Raw genomic sequence first — 12,457 nt, 5'->3', positions numbered from 1 at the left:
CAGATATGACTTCCTTAAAGATTCTGATTGTAGAAGATGAAATTATTACGGCGATGGACCTTCGCCTGATACTGGAGAAAGCTGGGCACACTGTAACTGCTATTGCCCGTACGTTTGAAGCGGCTCAGAAATCAGTCAAAGCGAATCCGCCGGATCTGGCTCTTATTGATATCAAACTGGAAGAGAGTTCGACAGGTAACGGTATCGATACTGCGAAAGAACTAGTAGCCTACCATCCGATTCCGATCATTTACCTGACTGCTAATTCGGAACCTGCTACGTTTGAACAGGCTAAAGCTACACAGCCTGCTGCCTATTTACTTAAGCCTTTCAAAGCCAGCGAGATACTCTTCAACGTTGAGTTGGCTTACCACGATTTTCAGAAGAAGCAGCTTGTGCAAAACGGTGCAGCCACGACAGACTATCTGATGCTACCCGTCGGCAAAGGTCTGGAAAAGATTGATTTAGATGACGTTATGTATCTGGAGGCCGATGGCGCTTATGCAAAAGTGGTTATGGTCGACAAAGTAGTTTATACCGTTAGTACGCACCTCGGGCAACTGGAACCGTATTTTCGGGGGGGATATTTTTGCCGGCTCTCTCGTTCTCATGTTGTCAACCTGGATTTTATCCGGCGTTTGAAAGACAATGAAGTGTTATTGACAGATAATCAAACGGTTCTGCCAATTGCGTCGACCTATCGAAAAGATTTACTGAAACGACTAACCGTAGTACGTACCAAACCCAGGAGCGATAATCGGTGAAGTTTGAAACAATGAAAATCAAAAACGACAACGTAGCATTACGTTGTCGTTTTTGATTGGGTTGATACGTTAATTACCTAATCCGAAATCACTAGATACAGTCATCACCATTAGTTAATTCGTTTGACCTAATGAGTAAGACAAACGAATAAAGTCTCTTGAAATGATGAGGATAGAAGCGTGTATCTATCAAAGATGATGACTTCTGCCAGGATGCACAACCCAGGTTTGGCCTGACTGGCGACTTTTCTTATGAACCAGGCCTTTTTTCTTCTTAACAAAAAAAGTCGGCCTTAACCTGAAAAAAATAACCCCTTCATGAGGGGCAGATGTGAAAACGTATTACCGTTGTTTCGGGGCAGATTGCTCCGGCTCGGGCGAAATCCGGCTGGGGCGGTTGAACCCATCGCGATATCGGTTTCGAAGTTGCTGAATGGTATTTATAAGATCGTAATCTTCCGACTTGAGTAGGAAATCATCATCCAGATCACAAAACTCATAAAATCGGTCAATCTCGTCAGCTTTCAAATTCGTCGATTGCTCAACCAGCAGCCGGAACCGTTCCTGCGCAAGTGCATGCCGCCGGTCCTGCTGAATAATGTAATAGGCTTTCCGGTCTGATTTAGGGCGCTTGCCAAACATTTCGTAGAGTAACGTAACACCAGCTCCATCGGCTAATCGGTCGAACGCCTGATCGCCCGTTACTTTTTTCGACGCCACCGGCTCGTCAAGAAGCTGCTGAATTTCCCGCTTTACTTCTTCGTACCGTTTCCCGGTTACAGTCACTTCATCCAGATCAACAACGCGATAGGGCATCGGCGGTAACGAACGCGCTACGATGGTTGGGTTATCCGAACCGTCATAACGGATGCCTGTGCGCGCGTAAAGCTGACTGGTCACAATCAGTGAATCGCCGGGCAAAAGCGTCATAAAAAAGCGGCCAGTAGTGTTCGTACGGGCTCGCTGACGAGTACGTTGGTTAACAATCGTTACTTTGTCAACAGCTTGTTTGGTCGTTTGGTCGATCACAGTACCAACCATATACTTCCCCTGCGCCCACGCGCTGTTCGCTCCCCCCAGCAAACTGGTGAGAAAAAGAACGAAGAGGAGTTTATAGCACGTCGTAAGCAAACGTAGTGTGAGTTTATTTTATAACTACTATTAAATAAACCTGGTTGGGCAACCGTGTTTTACAAAAATACGGTTTATGTGAATCAAAACCTGTTAAAAAACCTTAACCAGTTTTCGAAGTCGTTCGAGTGTCATATCCGTGAAATCGACAGCAACATCATCCACGAACGCCCGCAGTTCATCTGGTGACTGCGTAGTTGCCATACCAACCACCAAAGCGCCAGAAGCTTTTGCCGCCTGAATACCCGTCATAGAATCTTCAAAAATGACGCTCTCAGATGGGTCAACACCGAGCAGAGCCATGGCTTTCTCATAAATTTCAGGGTCAGGCTTGGGGTGACTTACCATGCTTTCGTTCAACAATACGTCGAAATACGAACGTAGTCCCAACGTATCAATCACAAAATCAAGGTTTTCGACAGGGGCCGACGTAGCGACGGCAGTACGTATACCAGCTGCTTTTAATGATTTTAAAAATTCAGGCAAACCCGCTACGGGTGTTACGTGTGGTGCATAAATTTCCCGAAAAAGCTGCTCTTTTTCATGACCAAGACGAGCCACTACGTCGGGGACGAGCGTCTGTCCGGTGAATAAGTGCGCGATGATATCGTTATTGTGTTTGCCCGATACGTATTGTACAAAATCGCTGTCGTCGAGCGTCTTGCCGTTACGTTGGTAATAGTCGCGCCAGGCGGTCCGGTGGTGCGGATTGGTATCAACAATCACCCCGTCCATGTCAAAAATAACTGCTTTCATCTATGTAGTTTACTGTGAATAATGGATTGATCTATAATATAACTGCCTATTTTATAGTGACATTGCTGACGCTAGAGGCTTCGACAGGCTCAGCCTGACAAACCAGCTTGAGTTAGCAATTTTAATTACACTGTCAGGCTGAGCCTGTCGAAGCCTCTAGCGTCAGCAATACTGGTAATTAATCCATTATTCAGGTTAGTTTACTGTGCCAAGTTTCAGGTTGGCTGACGCAGAGTTGCTTTCGCGTCAGCCAACCTGAAACTTGGCACAACATTCGTTATTTCATTTTCACAATCGTAACCCCCGCACCTCCTCGGTCGGCGTGTTCGTCTTCCATACGAGCCACCTGTTTGTAGCCGCGTAAGTGGTTACGTATCAGCATCCTTAAAATACCATCGCCTTTGCCGTGAACGATACGTACTTCGGGATAACCCAGCACCAGAGCATCATCGACAAATCGGTCGACTTCCCCGAGAGCTTCTTCGCCACGCTTACCCCGAATGTCCAGGTTGAAGCTGAAATTCTGCATTTTCTCGTTGATGTCCATCCCCTGACTGCGAGGGCGGTCGTCGCGGACTTCGGTGGCCTCCCGGAACGTTTTCTTGCTGACTTTTTCAAGCCGGTTCAATTTTATGTTCGATTTGAGGTCACCAATTCGGATTTCGGCATCTTTACCACGTAGCGACAGCACTTCGCCGATGGCGTTTTGCCCCTGAATCCGAACGTAGCTACCTACTCCAATGGCCCCTCCATCTTTCTCAAACTCTTCTTCAACGGGTTTGGTCGGCTCAATAGCAAGGGTTTCAGGAACGAGTTCTTTTTGGGTGAAACGCTCCAATTCCTGACGAACCTGTTTGGTGGTATCGCGTTCGGCTTTGTTCTCTTTTATGGCATGAATCGTACTTTCGATACGTTGGTTGGCTTCCTGCACCAGCGTTTTCGCCTTCTGTTTCGCATCGTTGATGAGCTTCTTCTGCTCGTTGTCCAGGCGAGTTTTCAAAGCGGTATATTCGGCGAGCTGCTGGGCCAGCTTACGTTGATTGATGCTTATCTCCAGATTTTTCTCCGAGAAAACACGCTTCTCAATATCAAGTTCTTTCAGAAGTTTCTCGAAATTAACCTGCTGATTACCAAGCTTCTCTTTGGCTCTGTCAATAACGCCTTTGGGTAGCCCGATTTTCTGGGCAATCTCAAACGCAAAAGACGAACCCGGTCGCCCGATTTCTAACTGATAAAGCGGCTCCAGATGCTCACCATCGAAACGCATGGCTCCATTCACAAGCCCCGACGTTTTATCAGCCATGATTTTCAGATTCGTATAGTGCGTATTGACCACGCCATAAGCGCCCGATTTGTTCAGGTCTTCCAGAATCGCTTCGGCAATCGCGCCACCCAGACCGGGCTCCGTTCCCGTTCCGAATTCGTCGATGAGAAAGAGTGTTCGTTTATTGGCACCAATCAGAAACTGCTTCATGGCCGTCAGGTGCGAAGAATACGTACTGAGGTCATTTTCAAGAGATTGTTCGTCTCCAATGTCGATAAACAAATTCTGGAAAACGCCCATTTCAGCATAATCGTCCATCGGGACCAGCAAGCCACATTGTAGCATATATTGCAGCAGGCCAATTGTTTTCAAAGCTACCGATTTACCACCTGCGTTTGGCCCTGAAATAACCAGTATACGGGCTTTCTCATCCAGCCGTACACTGAGCGGTACTACGAGTTTGTTTTGTTTGGCGAACGAAAGAAATAGCAGCGGGTGCCGCGCGTTGGTCCAGTTGACAAACGGCCGGTCATGCAGTTTAGGCATAATGGCCTCCAACTGAACGGCAAAACGCGCTTTTGCCCGTATGAAGTCGATCTGAGCCAGAAAGTTGACGGCCTTTTTCAGATCTTCCAAATGCGGGCGAATCTGGTCGGTGAGAGCCAGCAGGATTCGGTAAATTTCGCGCCGTTCTTCGTATTCCAACTCCCGAATTTCGTTGTTGGCGTCGAATACTTCGGCGGGTTCCAGAAACACCGTTTGCCCTGTCTGCGACTCATCGTGAACAAAGCCTTTTATTTTACGCTTATGTTCGGCCGCAATAGGTATCACCAAACGGCCACCACGTACCGTCAGCGATAAATCGTCGGGAATCCAGCCGTTTTGCCGAGCCTGTCGAAGGATACTATCGAGTCGTTTCCGAAGGTTGGCTTGTTCGCTGATGATCCGTCGGCGAATACTGGCTAGTTCAGGTGAGGCAGAATCTCTAACATTGCCCCGATCATCAATGACACGTTCGAGCGCGTCGGTCAACTTTTTGTCAACAGCCACCGGACCTGCCAATTCACGTAGAAACGGAAATGTTACGTCCTCATCGCCCGAGCGGCCATCTTTTTGGCGCGAGAGGAAACGGAGACATTCCTGAATGGTACGTAACGCCAGTTTCAAGTCGAAAAATTCGGTTTCGGTCAACGCCAATCCCTCCACCCGTATACGAGTCAGGTGCGGGCGAACATCGATGTAATTACTGTTGGGAAAATCGGGCTCGTACTGAACAATCTGTTTAAATTCAGTGGTTTGCCGAAGAAGTTTGTCGATAAGTGTTACGTTGTCCGTGAACCGGATTTTCTCTACGTAGTCCTGACCTAGCGGACTTACGCAGGCTTCCTTGAGTCGCTCTCGGATTGTATCGAAACCTAATTTATTTTCTAAGGTATTTGGGTAAAGCATTCGATTAAATTGCTCCTTTGACTAATTGGCGTTACATCGCCCAAAGGCACTACTAACGTAACAGCGTGCAGGGGCGCAGGGTTCGTTATAGCAACGTAATGAGGCTGTAACGTAGCATTCATTCCTTCGAGAAATCGTATACGTTACCGAAGATGCTCGATACGTTCCAGCATTTCGAGGCAGGCCCGACTGTTATGGTAGGGGCATTTCCACATACTGATTTTATCTTTTCCGAGTATTTTGTGGTCTTCGGTTACGCCGGAGTACCATTCGCCGTTTTTGAGATCGAGGAGGTATTTTTTGATGAACTCCCAACTCTGCATCGACTTGTCCAGGAACTGTTTTTCGTGCGTAAGCTGATACGCATTCATGAATCCGACCATCGCTTCGGCCATTACCCACCACGAACGTTCGCGATTGAGGTGACCATTACGTTCTAATTCATAATTCATTCCATTATCCGACGCATCAATTCCCGTAGTGGCTGCCCGCGCCATTTTTATCGCTACGTCACGTACTGTTTTCTGCAACGACTTATCGCCCGGATTTTTTGCCGCCAGTGCATCGGCTGCTTCGGGCAAAAGCCAGGAAGCCTCGATGTCGTGGCCGTACGAAATGGCGGTTCGGCGGATATTCCAGTCGTTATCCAGAAACATATTCATGCGATACGTTTTGAGATCAACGATGTGCTTCAGGAACATATCGAGCATACCGCGTATCTGTTCGGCCACCGATTTATCTGGCCAGACGCGGTACAGACTCGTGAAAGCTTCCAGAATGTGCAGGTGCGTGTTCATGGTCTTGCTTTCCTGATTATCATACTTGCTGATAATGTAGTCTGTAGCCGGTGACCAATCGCGGGCGAGTGCTTCTACGTATCCCCCTTTTTTAGGATCAAAGGCGTGCTTCACCATGTTCTGGAATTGCTCTTTGGCTAGTGCAAGAGCAGGAGCAGAGTGGGTAGCGAGCGCGTATTCGCTCAAGCCATAGAGCGCAAACGCCTGTCCATAGAGGTGTTTAAGAGGATATTTCGGCTGTCCGGTTGCATCGACTGACCAATAGACACCCCCGTATAGAGGATCAATAAAATATTTACGAATGTATTGAAACACCTGGTCGGCGGTGGGTCGATATTCTTCGTGATGGGTATGTCGGAGAGCAGCCGAAAACGTCCATAAAATACGGGCGTTCAATACGATACCTTTATCGGCTTTATTGTCAGGCTGGTTCTGATAATCGACCCGGCCGTAAAAACCGCCATGTTCTTTATCGGGAGCGTAGCGTTGCCAGTAGGCCAGAATGTCTTTGTGTTCCTGCCGGAGTTCGGCCTGAAATTGGGCGAGATCCATACAAAATGACTAATGGATAATGTACAATAGATAATGAAGCACAAGCGGGCAAAACATTACTCATTATCCATTAGTCATTACATATTTGTTCTATCTACTTCCGTTCCGGCTATTGCTGTGTCCGGAATGTCCATGACCACCGCGCTCATCCTCAAGCTGGTGTTTGGTTTTATCAGAACTCTGGTGATCGTCCTCAGGACCTTGTTTGGTCTTGTTTGCGTTTGTCATGGTACGTTCGCCATTTGGGCGTTGGCCACCTGTATCGTTTGCCTGTTGATTTCGGCTCCGTTCACGGCCGGGTTGCAAATCGTTGGAACCTGGCTGGTTTGTGGTTTTGTGATTAGACATAACGTTGTTTGGTTGTTAAGTATACTAATAACCGACGTAGTAGTTGATTGTTCATAAATGAAAAAGCCAGCTTCAAGTAGTGAAGCTGGCTTTTCGGCTATACTAAAACTCGATTAATACCCAGGATTCTGCTTAAGAACATCCTTACCCTGATAATCAATTTGCGTCTGTGGGATTGGCTGATATTCGTCTTTACCAGCCGTAAACTTACCTCCAGAATACGCTGTTGGGAGCAATTTGCTTTCGTATGCAAGGAAGGCATTCAGTACAGGTTCTGCTACACCCCAACGAACAAGGTCGTAGAAACGGTGACCCTCGCCCGACAATTCCAGTTTGCGTTCAAACCGAATGGCATTCTGAGCGGCTGTTTTGTCAGCAAACGATGCATAGTTGCTAATTACATAATTGGCTGCAGCTTTGCCGCCCTGCTGAACGAAACCAGCTGGATTAGCAGCCCGCGTACGAATCATGTTTACATATTTAAGCGCGTTAGCCAGGGTACCTACTTCGGCTTCAGCTTCAGCCGCCATCAGTAATACATCAGCGAAACGGATAATGTTGTAGTTGATAGCTGAATAACCATCCGTCCAGGAGCTACCATCGGTCAGGACTTTATCCTGTGCCTTATAGAACACAAATTTCTTTGGTGAATAAGGGCCTGCAAAACTCTGGTCACGAATCCAGTCAAGACCTGGGTGTGGCTGCCAATCTAGGTACTGAATACCCCGACGACCGACTGACCAGTCCAGACGAGGATCTACCGGGCCAGTGTCCAGCGTAAAGGCAGCACTTGATGCAATACCCTGGTCATTTTTCAACGCATTAGCAGCAGAGTTATAAGAACCATCCACCAGGGGTAAGCCATTGGCATTTACCCGGAACGAGTTGGCCAGATCAAAACTAGGCGCAAAGAATCCGCAGCAACCTGCTGGTCCATTCGAACCCGTGTTATAAGGGAAGTTCAGAACTAATTCGGGGTTAGCGTTATCTGAACTTCCTGCGTTGGCAGCGGCCTGAATCGCAAAGACAGATTCCGAACCGTTATCTTTAGCTGCATTGAAGTTATCCGAATAGCTAGCCAGCAGCGCATATTTTAGTCCGTTGCTTGTTACACCATTTGGAATGATCTGGTCATATAACGCTTTTGCCTCGGCGAATTTCTTCTCATACATGTACACTTTAGCCAGATACGCTGCGGCAGCCCACTTGTTAGCACGACCAACTGCTCCTTGCGTCTCTGGTAGACTGGTTTGAGCAAACTTGAAGTCGTCTTCGATTTTTGGCCATATATCCGTAGCATTTGTTACCTTTTCAATGCCTGCTCCATAATCGACGGTTTCGTCAATGAATGGAACCATGTTGAAATTGCGCTTTAATTCAAAATAGTAATGACCGCGTAGGAAGCGGGCTTCTGCCTGAAGTTGTGTTTTAGCAGCAGCCGTTACGTCGGCGCCCGCCCCTCCAAGCGCACGTAGCACGGAGTTGCAACGTGCAATGCCTTCATACATGGCATTCCACTTCGCATTCACCTCACCGCTTGATGGCAGCAATTGATACGTTTCGTAAGGCGTCAGCGCGTTAAAGTCACCGGAGTTTGATCCTTTGTTCGCTTCACCACCCGAAACACTACCCCGAACCCAGTTAAAAGAACTTGCCGACTGCGAAAAACCACGAGCGTTTAACTGGGAATAAGCGCCAATCAACAGCCCGTCAAGCCCGGCTTTTGAAGTAAGCTGTGCACTGGATAACTGGCCTGTGGCCGGTACCTCCAGAAATTTATCTTTACAGGCAAACGTAATCATGACCATCATAGCCGTGACCATTGTGCCCTTTATAATCAGTTTTTTCATAGTGCTTTAAGCCTAGAAAATGAATGAATATTAATTTTTATGGACCGGACGCCTTGTTTTATAAACGGGCGTCCGGTTTACAATGATTTTAGAAACCGAAGCTTAAGCCAACGTTATAGCCACGCTGTACGGGATAGTTACCAACATCAATACCGAAGTTGGTATCAGCCGAACCGCCTACGCCTGGATCTAAGCCCGTGTATTTCGTAATTGTGAAAAGATTTGTTCCCGAAACCGATAAACGTAAACGGCTCAAATTGACCTTGTTTAATAAGGTAGCTGGGAGCGTATAGCCTAATGTCAGGTACTGCATACGACCGTATGAACCATTTTCTACGTAGTACGAGTTCGGCTGTGTATTGGTGCTGAAGTTAGACGCACTTTCAAAAATGGGTACAGTTGTGTTCGTATGCGTTGGCAACCAAGAATCTTTCACCCGAGCCCCCATAGCAGCACCCGTGAACGACGGATAGAAATCTGTAAACCAGCGCTGGTTGTTAAAGATACTGTTGCCCAGGGATGCATACAATTGTGCATTCAGGTCAAAACCTTTATACTTCAATGTCAAAGTGATACTACCCGTAACTTTCGGAATTGGGCTTCCCAGGTACTGGCGGTCGCTGTCATTGATTCTGCCATTACCATCGGTATCAGCATAGCGGAAACGTCCTGGAGCAGCTCCGTCCTGCGTTGGAGCAGCAGCTACTTCTTCTTTGCTGTTGAACAGCCCAATTACTTTGTAACCATAGAAAGAGGATAGATCGTGACCTGGCTCGTTCCGTACTACGTTACCGCTCAGACGCGTACCACCGCCATAGAAATAAGGAACGAGTGGGTCAATGGAGATGATTTTATTGTCTAGGAAGCTAGCAATACCAGTTACTTCATAGCTTAAATCGCTATTGATATTTCCGCGATTGGTGACCAAGATGTCGAGTCCTTGGTTACGCATGCTGGCCAGGTTTTTGAACGGAGCGCCCGAACGTACACCTACTACCCCTGGAAGTGCCAACTGATAAAGCAGATCTTTGGTATCTCTTCTCCAGAAATCAAGAACGACTTCTAACTTGTTGTTGAAAAACGCTCCATCAATACCAATGTTGCTCGTTACGTTAGATTCCCATTTAGCTTCAGCGTTACCAATTTGGCTACGGAAAAAGCCTGCAGCAATGGAGTTATTCGTTCCGCTGATATCATACCCTTGTCCGGCACCACCACTATACAGGTTAAACTGGTTGGTTGCGTTCAGGAAGTTGGAGTTACCCATAATACCATAACCGCCCCGAACTTTTAAGTCTGATACCCAAGGCAGATTCTTCATGAAATCTTCCGATGAAAGACGCCAGGCCGCTGAGACAGCTGGAAAAACCCCATACCGTTGGCTAGGAGCGAATTGCGACGAACCGTCCTGACGAATTACGCCCGTCAGAATGTATTTATCATCGAAGGTATAGCGAACCTGGCCAAATAATGAGTAGAACTTATTACCTAATCCATAGCCGCTATTTACCTGACGAGTAGCTCCGGGAGTTGTCGTGCTAATTGTTACGTAGTTCGGATCAGTAGAGAAGGGATTCTGTCCCGAACCATTGATACTACGCCCAAGCCCTGTGTTGAGGGCTTCGATACCTGCCAGCGCAAAGATGTCATGAACACCAAACTTCTGTTTGTAAGTGGCTGTGTTGGTAAACGTCCAGGATAAACCATAGCCAGAACCTTCGCTGTAGGTATACGTCGTATTATTTTCCGAGTTTTCGTATTGTACCCGGCCGTAACTGTTGAAATAGTTACCGAAATAGTTACCCCCAATGCTGCTGCGTAAGGTCAGCGACGGAAGAACGTCATATTCTAAGTAAGCATTACCAAAACCAATAATGGTGAATGCGTTATCGTTTGCACGTGCCTGACGATCAGCAACTGGGTTGCGCGGGTTATTGAAACCTGGTGCTGCTGTGCCTGCATAACCTCCAAATGAATTATAAACAGGAATGATTGGAGGCATACGGAACGCAGACAGAACCTCGTTTTCGTCAGAAGATGACGACGAGTTGTTATTGGTTGAGTTACCTAATATGCTACCTACGCCACCCAGAATACCTTTAGTAGCTACATAAGCTATTTGGAAATTTTCGCCAAACCGAAGCTTCTTAGTAACGTCAAACTCCGTATTTGCCCGAAGTGTGTAACGAGAGAAGTCATTGTTGACAACAATACCAGCCTGTTGTTGCATACCCAGACTAATGTAAAAGCGACTGGATTCAGTACCTCCCGAGAAGCCAATGTTATGCCGCATCAGTGGGGCAACCCGAGTGATTTCTTTATACCAGTCGGTTCCAGCCTTGTTAGCTGGAATTACGTTGTAAATAGCACCGTTAGCTGGGTTAACGTTATAGTTAGCCTGCTCAGCAGTCAGATTAACAGCCGAAGCTGGTAATCCCGATTTGCTGCCTACCAAGATATAATCAGGTAAAACAGGGGTTGCTCCTTCGCCGTATTGACCACCGGCCAGACCTTTGAAATCATTGGTAGGATAGGTGCCTTGATAGATGTCGTTCTTACGAGCCTGCCAGGTCCAGTCAGCCTGTTCCTGTGGAGTCAAAATCGGTAGGCTTTTCCCTGGGTCGGTGGCACCAAACAGACCGTCGTAGCTAACACTTAACTTTTGAGACCGTCGCTGACCTTTTCTTGTCGTGATAACAATCACACCAGAAGCTGCACGAGCCCCGTAAATCGAGGCAGATGATGCGTCTTTAAGTACCGTAGTAGTTTCAATATCATCAGGAGCCAGATATTGAATATTTTGCGTAGGTACACCGTCGACAACATACAGGGGCTGGTTACCACCAAATGACCCAAAACCCCGAACCCGAATCTGGCTACTGGTACCAGGCTGGCCATTTGTGATAACGGTTACACCAGCAACCCGTCCCTGTAACTGCTGTTCAACGTTCGTTGATGGAACCACCTTGAGTTGTGCTGGTTTCACAGTTGAAACAGCACCAGTAACATCCCGACGGTTCTCTGTCGAATACCCCGTTACAACAACTTCACTTAGGGCTGTAGATTCGGAAGCAAGTTTTGCATCAACAACCGAACGATTGCCAACAGCAACTTCCTGTGTTGTAAAACCGATTCCAGAAATAACTAAAACAGGATCATTTCCACGAACATTAAGTGAATAATCACCATTCGCATCAGTGGCGGTACCCGTTTGAGTACCCTTCAGCACGACGTTGATACCTGGTAGAGGACCATCATCGCTGGTAATTTTACCCGTCACTCGACGGTCTTGGGCAGAAGCGCTCAAGCTCCATAGCAGTATGACTGCACCCATTAAAGCGGTCTGCAGATACCTGTAGAACAATGCTCTCATGAAAATTAGGTTGGTTTTGAAAAATGAGTAAACAGGACAATATTAGGTTAGTTAAATTATATTTCAAAGGGAAATTTTGATAAAAAAATATGCCCTACATTAATAAATGATTAATTATTATTGAAAAAATTATATTTTACATAATGAATAACTTATTGATTTTCAAATTGTTA

8 protein-coding genes are annotated in these 12,457 nt (G+C 46.8%); 1 reads left to right on the top strand and 7 read right to left on the bottom strand.

The genetic code is table 11. The annotated features are described in order from the left end of the window. The first annotated feature begins 5 nt into the window (after positions 1-5). Positions 6-764, top strand: coding sequence for a LytR/AlgR family response regulator transcription factor (locus IC229_RS08380; protein WP_190886504.1), 759 nt, complete (start codon positions 6-8; stop codon positions 762-764). Positions 765-1,106: 342 nt separating this feature from the next. Here the strand turns inward: IC229_RS08380 and IC229_RS08375 are convergent, their stop codons facing one another. From IC229_RS08375 to IC229_RS08345, 7 genes are all read right to left on the bottom strand, one after another. Beyond that, positions 1,107-1,895 carry a peptidase associated/transthyretin-like domain-containing protein gene (locus IC229_RS08375; protein WP_190886503.1) on the bottom strand — a complete coding sequence of 263 codons (789 nt, stop codon included), beginning with the start codon at positions 1,893-1,895 and terminating at the stop codon, positions 1,107-1,109. A 93-nt stretch (positions 1,896-1,988) separates the two neighbouring features. Beyond that, complete coding sequence (locus IC229_RS08370; RefSeq protein WP_190886502.1) at positions 1,989-2,651, bottom strand: HAD family hydrolase; 663 nt, start codon at positions 2,649-2,651, stop codon at positions 1,989-1,991. Positions 2,652-2,928: 277 nt separating this feature from the next. Continuing rightward, positions 2,929-5,364, bottom strand: coding sequence for an endonuclease MutS2 (locus IC229_RS08365; protein WP_190886501.1), 2,436 nt, complete (start codon positions 5,362-5,364; stop codon positions 2,929-2,931). 143 nt (positions 5,365-5,507) lie between these two features. Further along, a complete protein-coding gene (locus tag IC229_RS08360; protein WP_190886500.1) occupies positions 5,508-6,713 on the bottom strand; it encodes an AGE family epimerase/isomerase in 1,206 nt (401 codons plus the stop codon). Between the two features lie 90 nt (positions 6,714-6,803). Continuing rightward, positions 6,804-7,061 carry a hypothetical protein gene (locus IC229_RS08355; protein WP_190886499.1) on the bottom strand — a complete coding sequence of 86 codons (258 nt, stop codon included), beginning with the start codon at positions 7,059-7,061 and terminating at the stop codon, positions 6,804-6,806. A gap of 113 nt (positions 7,062-7,174) precedes the next feature. Beyond that, positions 7,175-8,911 carry a RagB/SusD family nutrient uptake outer membrane protein gene (locus tag IC229_RS08350; protein ID WP_190886498.1) on the bottom strand — a complete coding sequence of 579 codons (1,737 nt, stop codon included), beginning with the start codon at positions 8,909-8,911 and terminating at the stop codon, positions 7,175-7,177. A gap of 88 nt (positions 8,912-8,999) precedes the next feature. Then, positions 9,000-12,284, bottom strand: coding sequence for a SusC/RagA family TonB-linked outer membrane protein (locus IC229_RS08345; protein ID WP_190886497.1), 3,285 nt, complete (start codon positions 12,282-12,284; stop codon positions 9,000-9,002). Between the last annotated feature and the right edge of the window lie 173 nt (positions 12,285-12,457).

The sequence above is a fragment of the Spirosoma profusum genome (assembly GCF_014699005.1).
GTDB classification, from domain to species: domain Bacteria; phylum Bacteroidota; class Bacteroidia; order Cytophagales; family Spirosomataceae; genus Spirosoma; species Spirosoma profusum.
This window is presented reverse-complemented; position numbering and strand designations above follow the sequence as displayed.

Bases quoted from the DNA above. Each gene is read 5' to 3' on its own strand.
- IC229_RS08380 (WP_190886504.1), top strand. From the start codon at position 6: ATGACTTCCTTAAAGATTCTGATTGTAGAAGATGAAATTATTACGGCG.
- IC229_RS08370 (WP_190886502.1), bottom strand. From the start codon at position 2,651: ATGAAAGCAGTTATTTTTGACATGGACGGGGTGATTGTTGATACCAAT.
- IC229_RS08365 (WP_190886501.1), bottom strand. From the start codon at position 5,364: ATGCTTTACCCAAATACCTTAGAAAATAAATTAGGTTTCGATACAATC.
- IC229_RS08360 (WP_190886500.1), bottom strand. From the start codon at position 6,713: ATGGATCTCGCCCAATTTCAGGCCGAACTCCGGCAGGAACACAAAGAC.
- IC229_RS08355 (WP_190886499.1), bottom strand. From the start codon at position 7,061: ATGTCTAATCACAAAACCACAAACCAGCCAGGTTCCAACGATTTGCAA.
- IC229_RS08350 (WP_190886498.1), bottom strand. From the start codon at position 8,911: ATGAAAAAACTGATTATAAAGGGCACAATGGTCACGGCTATGATGGTC.
- IC229_RS08345 (WP_190886497.1), bottom strand. From the start codon at position 12,284: ATGAGAGCATTGTTCTACAGGTATCTGCAGACCGCTTTAATGGGTGCA.